16 protein-coding genes and 1 tRNA gene are annotated in these 19,949 nt (G+C 67.3%); 3 read left to right on the top strand and 14 right to left on the bottom strand.

All coding sequences use genetic code 11. The features are described from left to right. Window positions 1–69 precede the first annotated feature (69 nt). Window positions 70–1,941, bottom strand: coding sequence for a type I restriction-modification system endonuclease (gene hsdR / locus AC1Q7O_RS25470; RefSeq protein WP_492662763.1), 1,872 nt, complete (start codon window positions 1,939–1,941; stop codon window positions 70–72). Window positions 1,942–2,170: 229 nt separating this feature from the next. Between hsdR and AC1Q7O_RS25465 the strand changes: the two genes are divergently transcribed. Next, on the top strand, window positions 2,171–2,590 hold the full coding sequence (locus tag AC1Q7O_RS25465) for a hypothetical protein (RefSeq protein WP_492661829.1): 420 nt from the start codon (window positions 2,171–2,173) through the stop codon (window positions 2,588–2,590). A gap of 279 nt (window positions 2,591–2,869) precedes the next feature. On the opposite strand, the gene AC1Q7O_RS25460 is transcribed toward AC1Q7O_RS25465, so the two are convergent. The 13 genes from AC1Q7O_RS25460 to AC1Q7O_RS25400 all read right to left on the bottom strand — a co-directional run bounded on the left by AC1Q7O_RS25460 (window position 2,870) and on the right by AC1Q7O_RS25400 (window position 17,694). After that, window positions 2,870–2,946: transfer RNA gene (locus AC1Q7O_RS25460), tRNA-Pro, on the bottom strand. A 67-nt stretch (window positions 2,947–3,013) separates the two neighbouring features. Then, window positions 3,014–3,532, bottom strand: a complete 519-nt coding sequence (locus AC1Q7O_RS25455; RefSeq protein WP_492661828.1) for a MerR family transcriptional regulator — start codon at window positions 3,530–3,532, stop codon at window positions 3,014–3,016. Between the two features lie 35 nt (window positions 3,533–3,567). Continuing rightward, window positions 3,568–3,936, bottom strand: a complete 369-nt coding sequence (locus AC1Q7O_RS25450; RefSeq protein WP_492661827.1) for an integration host factor subunit alpha — start codon at window positions 3,934–3,936, stop codon at window positions 3,568–3,570. Between the two features lie 24 nt (window positions 3,937–3,960). Beyond that, window positions 3,961–6,387, bottom strand: coding sequence for a phenylalanine--tRNA ligase subunit beta (pheT, locus tag AC1Q7O_RS25445; protein ID WP_492661826.1), 2,427 nt, complete (start codon window positions 6,385–6,387; stop codon window positions 3,961–3,963). 30 nt (window positions 6,388–6,417) lie between these two features. Beyond that, window positions 6,418–7,461, bottom strand: a complete 1,044-nt coding sequence (gene pheS / locus AC1Q7O_RS25440; protein ID WP_394511006.1) for a phenylalanine--tRNA ligase subunit alpha — start codon at window positions 7,459–7,461, stop codon at window positions 6,418–6,420. An 84-nt stretch (window positions 7,462–7,545) separates the two neighbouring features. Next, complete coding sequence (gene rplT / locus AC1Q7O_RS25435; RefSeq protein ID WP_025564000.1) at window positions 7,546–7,902, bottom strand: 50S ribosomal protein L20; 357 nt, start codon at window positions 7,900–7,902, stop codon at window positions 7,546–7,548. A 26-nt stretch (window positions 7,903–7,928) separates the two neighbouring features. Continuing rightward, on the bottom strand, window positions 7,929–8,132 hold the full coding sequence (gene rpmI / locus AC1Q7O_RS25430; RefSeq protein WP_028601240.1) for a 50S ribosomal protein L35: 204 nt from the start codon (window positions 8,130–8,132) through the stop codon (window positions 7,929–7,931). Between the two features lie 121 nt (window positions 8,133–8,253). Continuing rightward, complete coding sequence (gene infC, locus AC1Q7O_RS25425; protein ID WP_394395349.1) at window positions 8,254–8,799, bottom strand: translation initiation factor IF-3; 546 nt, start codon at window positions 8,797–8,799, stop codon at window positions 8,254–8,256. Between the two features lie 71 nt (window positions 8,800–8,870). After that, the gene (thrS, locus tag AC1Q7O_RS25420; RefSeq protein ID WP_492661825.1) at window positions 8,871–10,778 is read right to left on the bottom strand and encodes a threonine--tRNA ligase; all 1,908 of its coding nucleotides are present in this window, start codon (window positions 10,776–10,778) and stop codon (window positions 8,871–8,873) included. Window positions 10,779–10,960: 182 nt separating this feature from the next. Then, complete coding sequence (locus AC1Q7O_RS25415; RefSeq protein WP_492661824.1) at window positions 10,961–12,058, bottom strand: patatin-like phospholipase family protein; 1,098 nt, start codon at window positions 12,056–12,058, stop codon at window positions 10,961–10,963. A gap of 61 nt (window positions 12,059–12,119) precedes the next feature. Next, window positions 12,120–14,366, bottom strand: coding sequence for a TonB-dependent receptor plug domain-containing protein (locus AC1Q7O_RS25410; protein WP_492661823.1), 2,247 nt, complete (start codon window positions 14,364–14,366; stop codon window positions 12,120–12,122). Window positions 14,367–14,517: 151 nt separating this feature from the next. Beyond that, window positions 14,518–16,842, bottom strand: coding sequence for a Tex family protein (locus AC1Q7O_RS25405; protein ID WP_492661822.1), 2,325 nt, complete (start codon window positions 16,840–16,842; stop codon window positions 14,518–14,520). A gap of 87 nt (window positions 16,843–16,929) precedes the next feature. Next, window positions 16,930–17,694: a substrate-binding periplasmic protein gene (locus AC1Q7O_RS25400; protein ID WP_492661821.1), complete on the bottom strand. Its 765-nt coding sequence runs from the start codon at window positions 17,692–17,694 to the stop codon at window positions 16,930–16,932. Window positions 17,695–17,878: 184 nt separating this feature from the next. Here AC1Q7O_RS25400 and AC1Q7O_RS25395 point away from each other — a divergent pair, with 184 nt between their 5' ends. Both AC1Q7O_RS25395 and AC1Q7O_RS25390 read left to right on the top strand, forming a co-directional pair. Further along, window positions 17,879–18,766: a hypothetical protein gene (locus tag AC1Q7O_RS25395; RefSeq protein WP_492661820.1), complete on the top strand. Its 888-nt coding sequence runs from the start codon at window positions 17,879–17,881 to the stop codon at window positions 18,764–18,766. Further along, window positions 18,763–19,944 (top strand): hypothetical protein, encoded by a 1,182-nt coding sequence (locus tag AC1Q7O_RS25390; RefSeq protein WP_492661819.1) that lies wholly within the window; start codon window positions 18,763–18,765, stop codon window positions 19,942–19,944. Before AC1Q7O_RS25395 ends, AC1Q7O_RS25390 begins: the two co-directional genes overlap by 4 nt. Window positions 19,945–19,949: the final 5 nt, after the last annotated feature.

Below are 19,949 nucleotides of genomic sequence, written 5' to 3'. Positions count from 1 at the left end.
GCTCCCTCGGGTAGCCTTCAGGAGTGGGTCAGTATTGGACGAGCACCCTGGGTCAGTCGGTCGCGAGCGTCAACACACCACTGCTTCACGGTAGCCGTAGGTGAAGACCGGCGCTCCGAAGATCTGCGTTGTGTGCAGCGCCGGCGTGGCGGTAAGACCGACCTTCACCGCATCAAAGTAGTCCAGCACGCGTCTGTACTTGGAGACATAGTCGTCGTAGCCACGGAAGCTAAGCTCGGTGTCGGACAGCTCTCGGTCCAGCAGGTAGCCGCGGTGACACTCGTCGACGATGATGCAGTCGTACTGGTCGATAGGCGGCGGTGCGGTGTCATCACTGGGGTAGAGCACGCGCTGAACCATCCCTTGTACGGTGGCCAGGTGAACAGCGGTGTCGTCGTCCGGCGCCTGGTCCTCCAGCTCCTTGATTCCAAAGATGTCGGCGAAGGTCTGCAAGCGCTCCATGCGCGTGTCTTTGAACGCATTGGCAGCCTGTTCGCCAAGCGCAGAGCGGTCGACAAGGAACAGGATGCGCCGGAAGCGCTTGGCTTTTAGCAGGCGGTAGATGAGCGCGATGCAAGTCTTGGTCTTGCCGGTGCCCGTGGCCATGGCCAGCAGGATGGCGCGCTGGCCATCCCGGATGCTTGCCTCAGTGGCCAGAATGGCGCGCTGCTGGTAGGGGCGCAGCGGAAAACCGTAGTCAAAAGGCGCTTGGGCCAACTCGGCATGTGCGCGGTCATCGTCGCGCTGCAACAAGGCCGCCAGGCCCTCTGGGGTGTGCCAGCCGTCTAGCGCGTGTCCCAGGTTCTCAGGCCGGCGCACGTCACAGAACCAAACGCCGCTCTGCTCAGCGAGCTGCCGAAGGTAGGGACGCCCGTTTGTTGAAAACACAAACGGCACCCGAAACTCGCCCTGCGCGCCATAGGGCGTGACTGGCAGCTCGATTTCGGTGGATGGTTTAAAGCTCCGGCTGTAGCGTTTGGCCTGCTGCAGAGCACCCGACACGTCGATGTGCTTGCGCTTGGCCTCGACTATGGCGGCAGGTGTCAGACCGACGAAGAGCACATAGTCGGCCGGGCCACTTTGGGTCGGCCACTCGGCAATGGCGAGGTTCTTGCCCTTCTGCGGCCGTGCACCTTTTGAGTAGGTCTGCGTGGCGGAGTCGGCCTGCCAGCCGGCGGCGACCAGCTGCTCGTCGATGAGCTTGCGTGTATCTGCTTCGCTGAGTTGCAGCGTTGCTGCGGCACTGTTCGCTGCGGCAACGAACTGATTCACCGCCTGTGTGGACTGCTGGGCCCCTTGGGCTTGGAGGGCCTGAAGGCGGACGACCAGCTCAGCCTTGGCGGCTTCAGCCTCTGCAGCCATGTTCTCCCAGAAGGCGCGCTCTTCCTGGGTCTGGGCAACTTGAGCTTGGGTGGCCTGCAGCGCCTGAGCGACGCCCTCATGTGCGGCCCGGAACTGGGCCAGTTCCGCGCGTAGTGAATCCAACTCGGTCTTGAGCTCCGCGCTCTGACCCTCAGGGGGGCGGGGCGGAACGAAGGCGCCCGACTTGAAGTTCGGGTCCTTAAAGGTCTTGTGGAACCAGACGCTGAGCTGCCAGGTGAGGCGCAGCGCAAGTAGAGCCACTCGGTGGTCGCCGGCTAGCTTGTGATTGGCGTCGTTGCCAGCCTTGCGGACCTCATGGAAAAGGGCACTGACCTCGCGCGGCAGGATGCCGTGATCTTGCAGGCGGCGGAGCAGGTCCGCCTGCTTTTCGTCGGCACTGGTGAAGAGACCGACCTGAGACGCCGTTAGCTGGGCAAGGCCCTCCGCAAGCTGCCGCAGCTTCAGCAGGCAGGTGTTGGGATCGTCAGGGAAATAGCGCTCGGCCAGCAGGCCCAGGCGCACGAGCTGCTCGTCGTGGGCTTTCAGATGGATGAAGTTGGACGGGCTGACAGCGTTCATGGCCTCCCCTGTACGGACGACTCTCAGTCGAGCCGCAGTTTTGTGGGGTGATTTTGCCGGACGTATGTCCACCAAGACGTGGCCCGCGTTGGTGCCGGCTTTGACGGGGCACGCTGAAGGTCGGCGGCCGACTGTCCCCAGCATCCGGCGCTTACACGCGAATGTTCCTCATCCCCTTACATCCGGACAACCGCGAATCCACGCGAGCCGGAAACTTGAAGGAGATCCCATGTCCATTTCGTTGAACTTGAGCCACGCCACGGGCACCCTCTATCCAAACCCGAAGTTCGGAGAGCCTGGCGAAGCCCCGTACGTTGGTTTCGTGATGCTCCCCGCCGATGTAGAAGGAAAACGAGGCCCGACTCGCCTTACCGCCTCCGCTTGGCAGCGGCCGTGTGGCGGGCCCCATGACTACATCCTGGAGATCGGTGACGGCTTGCGTGGCGCAATGAGTCTTTTTGACGAAGCTCAGCGCGGCAGCGGCTGCCCCGATTTTGAGGGGGCGGTGGGGCTGGATTGGGAGCTGTGTGTCGACGGATGGTTCTATGAACCCGTCCCAGGCGACCCAGCGCACATCCATCTCTGGCTCTACGCGCTGACCAAGGCAAAACCGGCTGCATTTGAGGAGCTGTCGCCGCTGTTCTTCTAACCACAGAAGGGGCTCTCGTCGATGACGAGAGCCCTTTACTTTTTGGCAGCGCCAGTTTGCGGTGGGTCAGCGAATCCTGACCGGGACTACAACAAGGGCCGTAGCTGACCCGTGCGGCTTTGGACGGATGCCGCTGCGAGCCGAACTGCTCCCGTTCGGTGGTCATGCAGCATTTTTACGGTGGACCCCCTGGTGGACCCCCCAAGAAGCTTTTGACGCCAGAAAGGAAAAACGGGCTAGCGGCCTGAGCTGCTAACCCGTTGATCTACTTCAATAAAATGGTCGGGACGGCGGGATTCGAACTCGCGACCCCTTGCACCCCATGCAAGTGCGCTACCAGGCTGCGCTACGCCCCGACTGAGCCAATTAGTATAACCCAGGAATTTGGGTCTCTAGCCAATTTGGCCAGATTTTGTTGTTCTTTCAGGTGAGAAGGGTGGCGCGGATGGCCAGCAGCTCGGCGCGCACCTGTTCCAGCGACGTGATGCTCCCGACAGCCAGCACCGGCAGTGTCAGGGACGCCTCGGCGGCCTTGAGGGGTTGTGCGTGGGTGGGGGGCAGGCGCGTCGCCGGTGCCTGGGCGACCAGCTCGACCGGCACCTCGAGGTCGTCGTCGCCGTCGATCTCGGCGTCAAGCGCCTGGGCGGCCTCGGCTTCGTCGCGGAAGTTCTGCGCCGCGGCGGGTGGCAGGCCTTCGCTCAGCTGGTTGCGCGCGCCGCTGATCGTGAAGCCCTGGTCGTAGAGCAGGTCGCGGATGCGGCGGATCAGCAGCACCTCGTGGTGCTGGTAGTAGCGCCGGTTGCCGCGGCGCTTCATGGGTTTGAGCTGCGTGAACTCCTGTTCCCAGTAGCGCAGCACATAGGGCTTCACGCCGCACAGCTCGCTCACCTCACCAATGGTGAAGTAACGTTTGGCGGGGATGGCGGGAAGCGCCTTTTCCATTGCAAATCAACAAGTTCGCGAGGGGAAGGCAGACTCTACTCGAAGTCTTCCCCGGCCGGCGCGTCACCTTGCACCTGCCCCTTGAGTTTGTGGGAGGCGTGAAAAGTCACGACGTTGCGGGCCTTGATGGGGATGGACTCGCCGGTGCGCGGGTTGCGGCCCGGCCGCGGCGCCTTGCGGCGGATGTTGAAGTTGCCAAAGCCCGAGAGCTTGACGTCCTGGCCCTTGACGAGGCTGTCGTGCAGGATGTCGAAGAAGGCCTCGACCATGTCCTTGGATTCGCGCTTGTTCAGGCCCAGCTTGTCGAACAGCAGTTCGGCCAGCTCTGCCTTGGTCAGCGTGGGCGTCTCCAGGCTGCCGATCATCACTGCCGCGGCTTCTTTCTTGACGTCGTTCGCGTCCATTGCTTGATTCCTCCTGCGACTGGGTCAGCCGCGCAGGCGCGCGCCGACTTGCTGGCCGGCTGCCGCGACGATGGCGGCTACGGCCGCATCAATGCGTTCGTCGGTCAGCGTGGCCTCGTCGTCCAGCAGCTCCAGGCGCACGGCCAGGCTGCGCTCGTCGGCCTGCAGGTCGGCCGCAGCGCCGGCGGCCGGCTTGAAGACGTCGAACAGTCGCGCCGAGCGCAGCAGCGCGCCGCCGGCGGTCGTGATGCTGCCCATCAGCGCGTCGTGGCTGACGCTGTCCTTCACGACCAGCGCCAGGTCGCGCTGCACGGCCTGCTGGCGTGGCAGCGGCTGGCCTTGCGGCAGCGTGCGGGTGAGGGCGGCGTCCAGGTCCAGCTCGAACACGACGGGCGCGCCGCCGCTGATCTCGTAGGCCTGGCGCCAGCGCGGGTGCAGTTCGCCGACGACGCCGATGACGGCGCCGTCCAGGCTCACGCGGGCGCTGCGGCCCGGGTGCAGGGCAGGGTGCTCGGTGGCTTCGAAGGTCAGCGTCTGCGGGGCGAACAGGGCTTCAAGGTCGCCCTTGACGTCGAAGAAGTCGACGGCGCGGTCGCGCTGGCTCCATTGCTGCTGCTCGGCCGGGCCCCAGGCGAGGCCACCCAGGCGCAATGGCTGGGCGATGCCGGCGACCGACAGCGGACCGGTGGCCACGGCGGCGTCGCGCTTGAACACGCGGCCCAGCTCGAACACGCGCACGCGCGTCGCGCGGCGGGCCTGGTTGTGGCGCAGCACCTGCACGAGGCTGCCGATGAGGCTGGTGCGCATCACCGACAGCGGCGCGGCGATGGGGTTCAGCAGCTTGATCGGATCGGTGACGCCGGCCAGCTCGCGCTCCCAGCGCTCTTCGACGAAGCTGAAGTTGATGGTCTCGAAGTAGTCGCGCGCGGCCACGGAACGGCGCAGCGCGTGCTTGGCCTGGCGCGACTCCGAGCCGGTGCGGCCGACGATGGGGGCCAGCGGCGCGGTGGACGGCAGCGTCGGGTAGCCCATCACGCGGATGACTTCCTCGATGAGGTCTTCCTCGATCAGGATGTCGAAGCGCCAGCTCGGCGGGGTCACCGTGATGGTGCCGTCAGCGGCAGTGAACGGCAGGCCCAGGCGGGTGAAGACCTTCTCGCAGTCGGCCTGCGTCACCGGCATGCCGATGACCTTGGCGGCGCGGGCGACGCGCAGCGTCACGGGCTTGGCGACCGGCACGTTGGGCGACTGGTCGTCCATCGGGCCGACCTTCGTCTCGGCCGTGCCGCAGATGTCGAGGATGAGCTGCGTGATGCGCTCGATGTGCTCGACGGTCTGCGAGGCATCGACACCGCGCTCGAAGCGGTGGCCGGCATCGGTGGAGAAGTTGTAGCGGCGGCCACGGCCCATGACGGCCTCGGGCCACCAGAAGGCGGCTTCGACGTAGACGTTCTTGGTGTCGTCGGACACGGCGGTGTGGTCGCCGCCCATGATGCCGGCGAGTGACTCGACCTCGCGCGCATCGGCGATGACGCCGACCTTCTCGTCGACGGTAATGGTGTTGCCGTTCAGCAGCTTGAGCTGCTCGCCGCTCCGGCCCCAGCGCACGACGAGTTCGCCGCTGATCTTGTCGAGGTCGAAGATGTGCGACGGGCGGCCGTACTCAAACATCACGTAGTTCGAGATGTCGACCAGAGCCGTCACCGAACGCTGGCCACAGCGCTCCAGGCGCTGGACCATCCAGGCGGGCGTCTTGGCCTTGGTGTCGATGCCCTTGACGATGCGGCCGGAGAAACGGCCGCACAGGTCGGCGGCTTCGACGCGCACCGGCAGCTTGTCATCCAGCGTCGGCTTGATGGCCGGGAACTCGGCCTTCAGCAGCGGTGCGCCGGTCAGCGCAGCCACTTCACGCGCGACACCGAACACGCTTAGGCCGTGGCCCAGGTTGGGCGTCAGCTTCAGCGTGAACAGCGTGTCGTCGAGGTTCAGGTGCTTGCGGATGTCTTCGCCGATGACGGCGTCCGCAGCCAGCTCCAGCAGGCCGCCGTGGTCTTCGCTGAGCTTGAGCTCGCGGGCCGAACACAGCATGCCGAAGCTCTCGACGCCGCGCAGCTTGCCGACGCCGATCTTGAACGCCTTGCCGTCTTCACCGGGCGGCAGCTCGGCACCGACGGTGGCCAGCGGCACCTTGATGCCGACGCGGGCGTTGGGGGCGCCGCAGACGATCTGCAGCAGCTCGCCGCCAGCGTTGACCTTGCAGACGCGCAGCTTGTCGGCGTTGGGGTGCTGTTCGGCTTCGAGGATTTCGGCGACGACGATGCCGTGGAAGGGCGGGGCGACGGGGCGCAGCTCTTCGACCTCCATGCCTGACATGGTCAGCAGTTCGGCCAGGGCTTGGGTGGACAGCGGCGGATTGCAGAACTCGCGCAGCCAGGACTCGGGGAATTGCATGGTGACTCGTGAACTCGGTGGCTGGGCGGATTACTTGAACTGCGACAGGAAACGCAGGTCACCGTCAAAGAAGGCGCGCAGGTCGTTGACGCCATAGCGCAGCATGGCCAGGCGGTCGATGCCGGAGCCGAAGGCGAAGCCGATGTAGCGCTCGGGGTCGAGGCCCATGTTGCGGATGACCTGAGGGTGCACCTGGCCCGAACCGGAGACTTCCAGCCAGCGGCCCTTCAGCGGGCCGCTCTCGAACATGATGTCGATCTCGGCGCTGGGTTCGGTGAACGGGAAATAGCTGGGGCGGAAGCGCAGCTGCAGCTGGTCGGTCTCGAAGAAGGCCGTGATGAAGTTCAGGTAGACCGCCTTCAGGTCCTTGAACGAGATGTTCTCGCCGACCCACAGGCCTTCGACCTGGTGGAACATCGGCGAGTGCGTGGCGTCGCTGTCCACGCGGTAGGTGCGGCCCGGCGCGATGACGCGGATCTCGGGCATGGTCTCCTGCCCGGCGTAGCGCTTGGCGTGGGCCTGCGCGTAGCGGATCTGCATCGGGCTGGTGTGCGGGCGCAGGTTGAGCCAGCTGCCGTTCTCGTCCTTCATGTCGACGTAGAACGTGTCCTGCATCGAGCGGGCCGGGTGGTTCTCGGGGTTGTTCAGGGCCGAGAAGCTGTACCAGTCGGTCTCGATCTCGGGGCCGTCGGCGACGTCGAAGCCCATCGACGCGAAGATGGCCTCGATGCGCTCCATGGCGCGCGTGATGGGATGCAGACCGCCGGTGCCGCGCTGGCGGCCGGGCAGCGTGACGTCCAGCGCCTCGGCCTTGAGCTGCTTCTCGAGCTCGGCGGCGGCCAGCGCGTCGCGGCGGGCGGTGAGGGCGGCCTCGATGGCGACCTTGGTCTGGTTGATCTCGGCGCCGCGGGTCTTCTTCTCCTCGATGCTGAGGGCGCCCAGGCCCTTCATCAGCTCGGTCACGCGGCCGGACTTGCCGAGGAAGCGGGCCTTGGCGTTTTCCAGCTCGGCGGGCGTGGGAGCGGCGGCGAAGTCAGCCTTGGCGGACTCCAGCAATGCGTCGAGATCAGACATTCGGAATTGAAAATGAAAAGGGGCCGACCCTGGTGGGCCGGCCCCGAAAGTTTGCGTATCCCGACGAGTCGGGACGGTTCGCAATCAGGCGAGCGCGGCCTTCACCTTGGCGAAGATGCTGGCGAAACCGGCCGGGTCGTTGACGGCCAGATCGGCGAGGACCTTGCGGTCGATCTCGATCTGGGCCTTCTTCAGACCCGCCACGAACTTGCTGTAGGACAGACCCAGGCCACGCGAGGCGGCGTTGATACGGGCAATCCACAGCTGACGGAACACGCGCTTCTTGGTGCGGCGGTCACGGTAGGCGTATTGGCCCGCCTTCATCACCGCCTGCTTGGCGATGCGGAAAACGTTCTTACGACGACCGCGGAAGCCCTTGGCCAGGGCCAGGACCTTCTTGTGACGGGCGCGAGCGGTAACACCACGTTTGACGCGAGGCATATGTTTCTCCTTCTAGTCTTGGTGGATTACAGGCCGGCGAAAGGCAACATTTGAGCCATGTGGCCCATGTTGGTTTCGTGGACGTTCACGGCGCCGCGCAGCTGACGCTTGTTCTTCGTGGTCTTCTTGGTCAGGATGTGGCGCTTGAACGCCTGACCGCGCTTGACGGTGCCACCCGGACGAACGCGAAAACGCTTTTTCGCGCTGCTCTTGGTCTTCATCTTGGGCATGTGAATGCTCCTTTTAAGTGTGTCCCTGGGGCGGTGGCGGTGAGCCCGCCACGCTTGTTGGCCTCAGGAGACTTGTGAACCGGCAGGCGACCAAACCTGCCGGTTGAACTTCAAAAACTGCTTACCGCTTCTTGGGGGCCAGCACCATGATCATCTGGCGGCCCTCAAGCTTCGGCATGTTCTCGACCACGGCCACATCGGCCAGTTCGTCGCGGATCCGCTCCAGCAGGCGCATGCCGATGTCCTGGTGCGTGATCTCGCGGCCCCGGTAGCGCAGCGTGACCTTGCCCTTGTCACCGTCTTCAGCGATGAAGCGGCGCAGATTGCGCATCTTGATCTGGTAGTCGCCTTCGTCCGTGCCCGGGCGGAACTTGACTTCCTTGATCTCGATGACCTTCTGCTTGGACTTGGCCTCGGCAGCGCGCTTTTGCTCGATGTACTTGAACTTCCCGTAGTCCATCAGCCGGCAGACCGGCGGATTGGCGGTGGGGGAGATCTCGACCAGGTCCACGTCCAGATCGCCCGCCATGCGCAGGGCTTCCTGGATGCTGACGATCCCGATGGGTTCATTCTCGGGGCCGTTCAGGCGGACTTCGGGAGCCATGATTTCGCGGTTCAGGCGGTGCTTGCGCTCCGGAATCGCGCGACGGTCGGCAAACGTAGCGATGGTGTGGACCTTTCAACAAGGCCCCAAGGCGAGGGGCCTCAAACAAAACAAATCGCGCCCGGACGGCTCTTTCAGACCTTGTTGGTGATGTCTGCGGAGATCCTGTCGAGGAAGTCCTGCAGGGGCATCACGCCGAGGTCCTGGTTGCCACGGGCGCGTACCGCAACGCTGCCATTCGCCTTTTCCTTGTCGCCTACGACAAGGATGTACGGCAGCTTTTGCATGGAATGCTGGCGGATTTTATAGGTGATCTTCTCGTTGCGCAAATCGGCTGAGGCCCTAAGCCCTTGTTTTTGCAGCGATTTCACAATTTCAGCCACGTAATCGGCCTGCGCATCCGTAATGTTGGCGACAACAACCTGTGTCGGAGCCAGCCAGGTGGGCAGCGCGCCGGCGTGCTGTTCGATCAGGATGCCGATGAAACGCTCCAGGCTGCCGACGATGGCGCGGTGCAGCATCAGCGGTCGTTTGTGCTCGCCGTCCTCGTCCACAAACGCCGCGTCCAGGCGCTCCGGCATGTTGGGGTCGACCTGGATCGTGCCGCACTGCCACTCGCGGCCCAGCGCGTCCTTGAGCGTGTATTCGATCTTGGGGCCGTAGAAGGCACCTTCGCCGGGCAGGTAGGTGAAGTCGCAGCCAGACGCGCGCAAGCCCTCGGCCAGCGCGTGCTCGGCCTTGTCCCAGCTTTCCTCGCTGCCGATGCGCTTTTCGGGGCGCGTCGACAGCTTGTAGATGATGTCCGTGAAGCCGAAGTCCTTGTAGACCTTCTGCAGCAGCGCCGTGAAGGCCGTGACCTCGCCCTGGATCTGGTCTTCCGTGCAGAAGATGTGGCCGTCGTCCTGCGTGAAGCCGCGCACGCGCATGATGCCGTGCAGGCCGCCGGTGGGCTCGTTGCGGTGGCACTGGCCGAACTCGCCGAAGCGCAGCGGCAGGTCGCGGTAGCTCTTCACGCCCTGCTTGAAGATCAGGATGTGGCCAGGGCAGTTCATCGGCTTGAGCGCGTAGTCGCGCTTCTCCGACTCCGTCGTGAACATGTTCTCGCGGTACTTGTCCCAGTGGCCGGTGGCCTCCCACAGCGTCTTGTCCAGAAGCTGCGGGCCCTTGACCTCCTGATAGCCGTTGTCACGGTAGACGCGGCGCATGTACTGCTCCACCTCCTGCCACACCGTCCAGCCCTTGGGGTGCCAGAAGACGACGCCTGGGGCGTGCTCGTCGATGTGGAACAGGTCCAGTTCCTTGCCGAGCTTGCGGTGGTCGCGCTTCTCGGCCTCCTCCAGCATCGTCAGGTACTTCTGCAGGTCGTCCTTGGTGGCCCAGGCCGTGCCGTAGATGCGCTGCAGCTGCTCGTTGCGGTGGTCGCCGCGCCAGTAGGCGCCGGCCACCTTCATCAGCTTGAAGTGCTTGAGCTTGCCCGTGGACGGCACGTGCGGGCCGCGGCACAGGTCCTCGAAGGCGCCTTCGGCGTACAGCGACACGTCCTGGTCGGCCGGGATGCTCTCGATGATCTCGGCCTTGTAGGCCTCGCCCTGGGCCTTGAAGTGGGCGACAGCCTCGTCGCGCGGCAGCACGCGGCGAACGACCTTCTCGTCCTTCTTGGCCAGCTCGGTCATCTTGGACTCGATGGCGGTCAGGTCCTCGGGCGTGAACGGGCGCTTGTAGGCGAAGTCGTAATAGAAGCCGTTCTCGATGACCGGGCCGATGGTGACCTGGGCGTCGGGGTAGAGCGACTTGACGGCGTAGGCCAGCAGGTGGGCCGTGGAGTGGCGGATCAGCTCCAGGCCGTCGGCATCCTTGTCGGTGACGATGGCGAGCTGGACGTCGCGGTCGATGACGTGGCTGAGGTCAACGAGCTGGCCGTCGACCTTGCCGCCGAGGGCGGCCTTGGCCAGGCCGGCGCCGATGCTGGCGGCGACGTCGCCGACCGTCAGCGCGGCGGGGTACTCACGGCGGGAGCCGTCGGGGAGTTGGACTGAAATCATGGGGTGCTCCGGGAGCGAAAACAAAAAAGCGCGGCCACTTGCCGCGCTTGATTGGTGAAGTCCGAAAAGGACTGGCGTGACGAGCCGCGGCCGACTAGGTACCGGTGAAGGTGGTGGTCGTAGTTCGCGGTGTCATAACCAGGGTGCCTTTCTCGCTCTTGTGAGGGGAGGGGAAAGCGATTCTAAAGCGGCAGCGCCTGGATCGTGTCGCGTGTCGTCAACGTGGCGAATTCATCGGCCAGGCGCTGGCTTTCGCTCACGGCGATGCGCCAGCGGCGGCGGCGCTCGTCGGCGTCCAGCGTCATGAAGTCGTTGCGGTCGGGCAGCTTGCCGCCCGGCAGCGTCGCGATCCACGCGGGCGACGGGCACAGCAGCACGACGTTGTCGAGGAAGGCGGTCGAGCGGTGGCGGTGCTTCAGCGCCTTGTCCAGCCAGCCGGGCACGACCTGGCGCTGGAAGTGCGGGTAGAGCACGAGGGGCGCGTCGGCGGCCTGCAGTGCACGGTAGTCCAGGTGCAGGTGGTAGTCGGTGATACCGCCGTCCCAGTAGGCGCCGCGCGGCGCGCCGGGCAGGTCGTGCTGGGCCTGCAGCCAGAACGGGATCGAGCAGCTGGCCAGCAGCGCGCCGCGCAGGTTGGCGCGCGACAGATGCACCTCGCGCGTCGTGAAGTCGTTCAGCCGCAGCGGCAGGCGGTCGCGCGGGTCCGAGAAGACGACGCGTTCGAGAAACCGACCCAGCAGCGGGCGCGACACGGCGTTGGCCGCGAAGGCGCCGAGGTAGCCCAGCGGTGTGCGCAGCCGGCCTTCGCGCGCCAGCAGGCCCAGGCCCTTGTTCTGGCCGCGCGACGTGACGACGTGCAGCCGATACCGTGGGTGGGCCAGCACGTCGGCCTCGCGGCCTTCGAAGATCTCGGCCAGGATCTCGCCGAAGCGCCGGCTGACGCCCTCGGGGCGCGGGCGCTTCTCGCCGGGCAGCACGTCGTACTCCTGCGTCACGTAGGCCTCGGCCATCACGTTGAACGCGTCGGCCACGTCGCGGTGGGCGAGTGCTGCCGTGGCCATGCGCCAGGCGCCGATGCTGGCGCCGACGAGGTGCACCGGATGGCGGCTGGGCGCCAGCCAGTCGCCGAAAAGGAAGCGGTCCAGGCCGTTGAGGATCAGGCCCTTGGGGCCACCGGCGGCGGCGGGGATCAGGCCGACGTCGTCAGCGCGCAGGCCGCGCTCGGCCAGCCGCGCGCGGGCGGCCGGGCCGGCGAATACTTGGAGGGCAGGAACGGTCATCGGCCGGCAAGATAGCCGACGCCGGCCGCGCGGCGTGACGCGGCCGGGACGGGGCGGTGCCTCAGAACTTGTGTTCCCAGTTCACCGACCACCATGGCACCGGTTCGCGCTCGTTGATGCTGAAGTCGGCCTTGCTGGCGTAGAACACCCGCGAACCCTGCTTGGGCTGGAACAGGCCGTTGACGCTGACGCGCACGCTGTCCTCCTTGCTGACCTGCATCATCGCGAAGGCGTCCAGCGAGCGGGACGCGAAGCTCTCCTGGCTCTGCAGGTCGTTCTGCCGCACCGTGAAGTCCGGCGCGATCTGCGCGCTGAAGCCCATGCTGATGGGCAGGCTCTTGAGCCGGTAGTCGGCACCGAAGTTGAACTGCCAGGGCTGCTGGCCTTCCAGCCGGTTGTTGGGGCCGGCGATGTCGCCGACAGAGGAGCGGTACAGGTTCAGCGACGCGCGCAGCGACAGCGCCGTCGTCGGCTCGAACAGGCTGGGGAACAGCTCGCCCGCGCGGCCCTTGACCTCCAGCTCCAGGCCTTGCGTGGTGGCCTTGCTGAGGTTGACCTGCGTGATGACCCAGCGGTCCGTCGGCGCCCAGGGCACCGTCATCAGGCGCGGCTTGTCGGTGCGGATCAGGTTGGTGATGCGGCGGTGGAACACGCCCACCGACACCAGCCCGCCGGCGGGCAGGTAGCTCTCGTAGGCGATGTCCAGGCCGGTTGCCAGCTCGGGCTTGAGCCCCGGGTTGCCGCTGCGGTCAGGCGTGGTCTCGGTGTTGCCCTTGTCGAGCGGGTCGTTGAGGTTGATGGACGGGCGGTTGATGAGCTGCTGGATGTCCGGCGCCTTGTAGCTGCGCGTGAGGCTGGCGCGCACGAGGTCGCGGCCCTTGGGGTCGGGCTTGAAGTTCAGGTGCAGCAGCGGCGTCGTGACCTTGCTGGTGCTCTGGAAGTCGCTGCTGCCGGCGACGTCGCGGCTGCCTTCGCTCGCCATCTTGATCTGTTCATGGCGTACGCCGAAGTAGGCCGACCACTGCTTGTTGATCTCCCACTCGTCCTGCGCGTAGAAGGCCGTGCGCGTGATGGTGGCGTTGAAGGGCTGGCCCTCGACGCCGGGCAGCAGCAGCGCGCCGTTCTCGGTGGTGGTGCGCTTCTCGTCGCGCACGCGGCGGTCGATCTCGCTGCCCACCGTGATCGTGTGCGCCTCGCCGGCGTACTGGCTGTACTTGCCGCCCAGCGTGGTGGTGCGGTTCTTGTTGTCGCCGGTCGTGATGCGCTCGATAGGCTGCGGTGCGGAGCCGTTGCGGCCGTTGAAGGCGAAGCGGAAGTCGGCACCGCCCGAGCCCGTGCCGGCGCGCAGCTCGATGCGGCGGTCTTCGCTGAAGCGGTTGTTGTATTGCAGGTTGATGCGGTTGGCCGAGAACGTGCCGCGGTTGTTGGTCGTCTCGTCGATGGTGCGCGGCGTGTAGCCCGTGTCGCTGTCGGGCAGCCGCGTGACGGTGTTGGCGCCCTCGTTGCGGAAGCGGTTCTGTACGAAGAAGCCCTGCACGGACAGCGTCTCGTCGTCGCCCAGCTTCCAGTTCAGGCGTGGCGACACGTTGAAGCCGCGGCCGTGGCCCCGGTCCCAGCCTTCGTTGGTGACATGCTGGCGCAGCTCGCCCGGCTTGGCGGGCGTGGCGTTGGTCAGCCGCTCGCCTTCCAGCTCGCTCCTGACGTTCCACTGGTACATCGAGATCGGCAGCACGAAGCCCACGCCGCCGACGATGCGGTCGCCGTAGGTGAAGCCGGCGTTGATGACGGGCTTCTCGCTCGCGTAGGCCAGGCCCAGGCGCAGGTCCTTCTGCACGACGCGCGGCGCGTCCTTCAGGATGATGTTCAGCGTGCCGGCGATGGCCTGCGCACTCTGGTCGGCCGTCGGCGCCTTCGTCACTTCCAAACGCTCGACCTGGGCGGGATTCAGGTTGTCGAGGCTGAAGCCCGGGGGCGCCGGCTCGCCGTTGACGAGGATCTGCGTGTACGCGCCTCCCAGGCCGCGCATGCGCAGCTGGCCGCCAGACACGTTGATGCCGGGCAGGCGCTTGAGCACGTCGGACAGCTGCGTGTCGCCGTACTTGTCCAGCTCGTCGCGGCCGTACAGCTGCTTGGCCACGGGCTCGCGGCGGCGCAGGTCGGTGTCGGTCTGCGTGCGCGTCACGGACACGCGCTCAAGCTGGTTGTTGCTGGGCGTGGGCGAGTTGTTGGAGGCGCGGTCGACCTCCTGCTGGGCCAGAACCAGGGCGGGACTGAGCAGGAGCAGCAGGGCGAGGGCTGGGGTTTTCAAGAAGGACTCCGAGGGTGCAGGGCGGCGCGCACCATAGCCGTGGCGGCGACGGGCCGCAGGTGGTCTGCGACCAGTTGCGGTTTGAGGGGGGCCGGGCGCCAACGCGCGGCGCGGGCCGCATGTTGACAGCAGCCCTTGCCGGTGACGAAGGTCAGCGTTTGAGTTTGGCGAAGGCCGCGGCCATCGCATTGCCCCCGGCCGGCTGGGCGTCGCGCGGGCCGGCGCCGGCGCGTTCGTTGCGGGCCGCGGGGCGGAAGGCGTTGTCCTGCTTGGGGCCACGGGGCGCCTGGGCATCGAGCTTCATCGTCAGCGAGATGCGCTGGCGGGCCAGGTCCACTTCCAGCACCTTGACCTTGACGATGTCGCCGGTCTTCACGACTTCGCGCGCGTCGTTGACGAATTTGTTGCTCAACTGGCTGACGTGGATGAGCCCGTCCTGGTGCACGCCCAGGTCGACGAAGGCGCCGAACTGCGCGACGTTGCTGACCGTGCCTTCGAGCAGCATGCCCGGCTGCAGGTCCTTCACGTCTTCGACGCCGTCGTTGAAGCGGGCGACCTTGAAGTCCGGGCGCGGGTCGCGGCCGGGCTTCTCCAGCTCGGCCAGCACGTCCTTGACCGTGATGAGGCCGAACTTCTCGTCGGCCAGCAGTTCGGGCTTGAGCGTGCGCAGCACCTCGCTGCGGCCGACGATCTCGTCGGCCGAGCGCTTCAGCAGCGCCAGGGCTTTTTCGACCAGCGGGTAGGTCTCGGGGTGCACGCCGCTGAGGTCCAGCGGGTTGTCACCGCCGCGGATGCGCAGGAAGCCGGCGGCCTGCTCAAAGGTCTTGGGGCCCAGGCCCGTCACGTCCAGCAGCTGCTGGCGGTTGCGGAAAGATCCGTTGGCATCGCGCCAGCGCACGATGCTGCTGGCGACCGACGCCGACAGGCCCGACACGCGCGCCAGCAGCGCCTGCGACGCGGTGTTCAGGTCCACGCCGACCTTGTTCACGCAGTCTTCGACGACCGCGTCCAGCGCGCGCGCCATCTCGCTCTGGTTGACGTCGTGCTGGTACTGGCCGACGCCGATGCTCTTGGGGTCGATCTTGACCAGCTCGGCCAGCGGGTCCTGCAGCCGGCGGGCGATGGATACGGCGCCGCGCAGGCTCACGTCCAGGTCGGGCAGTTCCTTGGACGCGAACTCGCTGGCCGAGTAGACCGACGCGCCGGCCTCGCTGACGACGACCCGCTCGATCTTGACGTTGGCGTCCAGCGCCTGCAGCTTCTTGATGAGCTCGCCGGCCAGTTTGTCGGTCTCGCGGCTCGCGGTGCCGTTGCCGATGGCGATCAGGTTGACGCCGTGCGTCGCGCACAGCTTGGCCAGCGTGTGCAGGCTGCCGTCCCAGTCGCGGCGGGGCTCGTGCGGGTAGACGGTGGCGGTGTCCAGCACGCGGCCGGTGTCGGAGACGACGGCCACCTTCACGCCGGTACGGATGCCGGGGTCCAGCCCCATGACGACGCGCTTGCCGGCGGGGGCGGCCAGCAGCAGGTCGCGCAGGTTCTCGGCGAACACCTTGATGGCGGTGGCCTCGGCCGCTTCACGCAGCCGGGCGAACAGGTCGCGCTCCAGGCTCAGGCTGAGCTTGACCTTCCACGTCCAGCCGATGGTCTTGCGGATCAGCGCGTCGCTGGCGCGGTTGGCATGGCGCCAGCCCAGGTGCGATGCGATGCGGCCTTCCGCCAGGCCGGGCTGGCCGGCGACGGGATCTTCGTCCAGCACCAGCTTGGCGTCCAGCAGCTCCTGCGTGCGGCCGCGGAAGACGGCGAGGGCGCGGTGCGACGGCACGGTGCGGATGGGCTCGGCGTAGTCGAAGTAGTCGCGGAACTTGGCGTTGTCGGGCAGCTCGCCGTTCTTGCCGTCCATCAGCTTGGACTGGAACAGGCCTTCCTCCCACAGCCACTCGCGCAGCTTGCCCACCAGCACGGCGTCCTCGGCCCAGCGCTCGCTGAGCAGGTCGCGCACGCCGTCCAGCACGGCGAAGGTGTCGGCAAAGCCGGCCTCGGCGTTCAGGAACTTGGCGGCCTCGGCCTGCGGGTCGAGCGTGGGGTCGGCGAACAGCGCGTCGGCCAGCGGCTCCAGGCCAGCCTCTCGGGCGATCAGGCCCTTGGTGCGGCGCTTGACCTTGTAGGGCAGGTAGAGGTCTTCCAGCTCCTGTTTGGTGGGCGCGGCATGGATGGCGGCTTCCAGCTCGGGCGTCAGCTTGCCCTGCTCGGCGATGCTCTTCAGCACGGCCTCGCGGCGGTCGGCCAGCTCGCGCAGGTAGGCCAGGCGGGCGTCCAGCTCGCGCAGTTGGATGTCGTCCAGCCCGTCGGTGGCTTCCTTGCGGTAGCGGGCGATGAAGGGCACGGTGGCGCCTCCGTCCAGCAGGTCGACGGCGGCCTGCACCTGGGCGGGCCGAACTTTCAGTTCGGCGGCAATCTGGATAACGATGGTGTCCACAAACACAAAGGGCGCCTCTTGCTTGGCGCCCTGGGTAATACGCGAGACCTGCATTCTGCCAAAGCGGCGCTGCGGGCCCGAGCCGCCTCAGGGCGCGGCAGTTCGCTGGCGCCAGCGCTCATGGACGGCCTTGGCCACGCCGTTGGACTGGATGGCCTTCATGCCGTCGTTGAACGCAGCCAGCATGGCCGGCGACTGCGGGTGCAGCCGGGAGAACGCGGTGTATATGCCGAAGGCGTCCAGCTGGCCGACCACCTTGAAATGCCCGGCCAGGTCGGGGTGGCGCTTGAAGAGCAGGCGGGTGTTGGCGTCAGGGGCCAGCGTGTAGCGGGCCCGGCCGCGCAGCATCAGCCGGAAGTTGTTCTCGTCGTGGGCCGTCACGATGCGCGCGATGCGAGGGTTGGTGTCGAACTCGGCACCGTACTCATAGCCGCGCGTCACCGCGACCTGCTGGCCCTCGAGGTCTCGCACCTGCAGCGGCGTGCGCGGTACGGGGGCATCGGCGCGGGCCCAGATCAGGAACCGTTCGTCGAACATCGGCCGCGCCGGCCACAGGTAGTCGTTCTCGATCAGCGCCGTGCGCGTGGTGTTGAAGCATGCCAGCAGCGTGCCGGCGCGCGTGAGCGCCATGCAGCGCACGTAGGGCATGGGCTCGAAGCGGGCCTGTACGCCGGCCGCGGCGAAGGCCGCCGTCACGAGGTCCACCGTGAGGCCCTGGGCGCGCCCGTCCACTTCCGCCGAGTAGGGCGGCCAGTCGTCCTCGGCGCCAATGACCACCTGCTGCGGCTGTGCCATGGCGACGCGCCCGGGCAGGAGCAGGCCGGGGAGCAGCAGGACGCGACGTCGGTGCATGAAGAGGGGCAGGGGGCAGGCTTGGGGAAGCCGGCGCAGTCTAGAGCCGCCGGCCGGGCCGGCAGGGCCGGGCTTGCCGGGGTTTCCGCGGGTTACTGCGGGTTTGCCACAGTGGGGCGGGTTCCTACAGTGACCCGCACAACACACCGGCACCAGACCGACAACCCCCTTCACGGAGACAACGATGAGAGTTCTGAGCTCGACCCGGTTCCTGACGACCCTGCTGGCGGCTGCGGCCCTCGCCGGAGCGGCGTTTGCCGCCAATTACTCGCTGTGGATCAACGGCCGCACCGGCGGCGGCGTGGCCGGCAATTACGCCGACTTCACCTACTGGGGGCCGGCCGGCACGGCCGCCGGTGTCAACAAGAAGGCCGTCAACTGGGACGGCTACAACCATGTGTCGGACACCAACGCCCTGATCCGCAACGCGCTGGATTGCTACTGCACCGGGCCCAACTGGTGCTATGTAGCCGCGCACAGCGCCGGCAACCTGCAGATCGGCTACGCGCTGTCGCTGTACGGCGGCACGGCGCGCTACAAGAAGAACGCGACGCCCGGCACCGACGGCAGCTGCGCCAACAGCGACGGCACGACGCAGACGGGCTGGAACATCAAGTGGGTGAACGTGGCCGCCGGCGCGGCGGGTGGCAGCGAACTGGCCAACGCGGGTGACTGGGCGCTGTCCGAGCCGCTGGTGTCGGACCTGAAGACGGCCACGGCGCGCGCCATGTACGACCACAACAACACCCGCGGCAAGATGTTCTACCTGTGGGCCGGCGCCAAGGGCACCGCCTACTCGTTCATCCTGCCGGGCCAGGACGACGAGGCCGTGGCCTACCACTCGGCCGGTGGCATCTCCGGCAGCGGCGGCGGCAGCTACTGCAACCCCAGCGACTGGCTGTGCAACGACCTGACGCTGGGCACCGCGCCGGCCGAGGGCGGCAAGGCCAAGTGGACCAACCACTCGGTCGTCTTCCGTGACACGGCGGAGGCCTACAACCACTACACCAACGGCAACTGGCAGGGCACGGTGGGCCTGGTGCGGGCCGACATGGTGAACAACGCCAAGTGAAGCCTGCCGCCTGGCTGGTCGGCGCGGCGCTGGCCGTCGTCGTCGCCTGGTGGGCCTGGCCGGGCCAGGCGGCGGCGCCGGCTTCCATCGCCGAGGCCGCCCGGCCGCACCTGGCGCTGCCGGCGGGCGCGTCCGCCGCCGCGTCGCGCCCGGCGGGCTCGCCGTTCACCGACGCCGCGCTGCGCGACCGGCTGGCCCAGCGCGAGCTGTTGCTGCAGCGGCTGGAGCGCGCCCGCGTGTCGCTGGACACCTACCGCCAGCAGACGCGCTACCCACACGAGTCGCGACCGCTGGCCGAGCACCCGGACCAGGTCCACCCCTTCGACCCGGTGCGCGAAAGCCTGCCGCTGCGCTTCCCCGGCACCAAGGCGGCGGTGCCGGGCGTGCGCATCGTGACGACGCAGGACCGCGTGTTCATGAGCGGCGATGAGGCCGTGCGGGTCAGCGTGGCGGCGCAGGACGACGCGGGCCGCGTGCTGCCGCTGCTGGTCACGCGGGCCGTGGCCTTCGACCTGCCCGACCCGCGCCAGGCTGCCGGCCGGCCGCAGCTGGCGCTGGATTTCACCGGCAGCGACGGCATCTACAGTGCGAGCTTCCAGCCGTCGCGCACCGCCTTCGCGGACTTCGCCGGCACGCTGCGGCTGCAGGTCACGCTGAGCCAGGACGGGCGCCAGGGCGTCGTCAACTTCGATGTCGTCTACCAGCCGCTGGTGCCGGCCGAGTGGGGCGGCATCACCGAGCGGGTGGCGGACGGCTCGCTGGACTTCAACGTCGCGCTGACCGTGAAGCAGCCGGGCCGGTACATCGTCACCGGCCGCGTGGACGACGCGCGCGGCCAGCCGTTCGCGCTGTTGTCGTTCAACGAGGAGCTGGGGGCCGGCGAGCAGACGGCGCGGCTGCGGGTGTTCGGCAAGCTGCTGCGCGACGCGGCACCGGCCATGCCGCTGCGGCTGCGCGACCTGCAGGGCTTTCTGCTGCTGCCGGACCGCTTCCCCGACCGCGCGATGCTGGCGCGGCGCGAGGGCGTCGTCTTCACCGGCGCGCGTCATGCGCTCACGGCCTTCTCCGACGCGGAGTGGAGCAGCGAGGAGCGCAGCCGCTACCTGGCCGAGTTCAACCGCGACGTCAGCGAGCTGGAGGCGCAGCTGGCGGGCACGCCGCCACCGCCCGGGCGCTGAGGGGG

The organism is Roseateles sp. GW823-FHT07B05, assembly GCF_058794515.1.
This window is presented reverse-complemented; position numbering and strand designations above follow the sequence as displayed.

Coding starts and splice junctions, on each gene's coding strand:
- hsdR (WP_492662763.1), bottom strand. CDS start 1,941: ATGAACGCTGTCAGCCCGTCCAACTTCATCCATCTGAAAGCCCACGAC.
- AC1Q7O_RS25465 (WP_492661829.1), top strand. CDS start 2,171: ATGTCCATTTCGTTGAACTTGAGCCACGCCACGGGCACCCTCTATCCA.
- AC1Q7O_RS25455 (WP_492661828.1), bottom strand. CDS start 3,532: ATGGAAAAGGCGCTTCCCGCCATCCCCGCCAAACGTTACTTCACCATT.
- AC1Q7O_RS25450 (WP_492661827.1), bottom strand. CDS start 3,936: ATGGACGCGAACGACGTCAAGAAAGAAGCCGCGGCAGTGATGATCGGC.
- pheT (WP_492661826.1), bottom strand. CDS start 6,387: ATGCAATTCCCCGAGTCCTGGCTGCGCGAGTTCTGCAATCCGCCGCTG.
- pheS (WP_394511006.1), bottom strand. CDS start 7,461: ATGTCTGATCTCGACGCATTGCTGGAGTCCGCCAAGGCTGACTTCGCC.
- rplT (WP_025564000.1), bottom strand. CDS start 7,902: ATGCCTCGCGTCAAACGTGGTGTTACCGCTCGCGCCCGTCACAAGAAG.
- rpmI (WP_028601240.1), bottom strand. CDS start 8,132: ATGCCCAAGATGAAGACCAAGAGCAGCGCGAAAAAGCGTTTTCGCGTT.
- thrS (WP_492661825.1), bottom strand. CDS start 10,778: ATGATTTCAGTCCAACTCCCCGACGGCTCCCGCCGTGAGTACCCCGCC.
- AC1Q7O_RS25415 (WP_492661824.1), bottom strand. CDS start 12,058: ATGACCGTTCCTGCCCTCCAAGTATTCGCCGGCCCGGCCGCCCGCGCG.
- AC1Q7O_RS25400 (WP_492661821.1), bottom strand. CDS start 17,694: ATGCACCGACGTCGCGTCCTGCTGCTCCCCGGCCTGCTCCTGCCCGGG.
- AC1Q7O_RS25395 (WP_492661820.1), top strand. CDS start 17,879: ATGAGAGTTCTGAGCTCGACCCGGTTCCTGACGACCCTGCTGGCGGCT.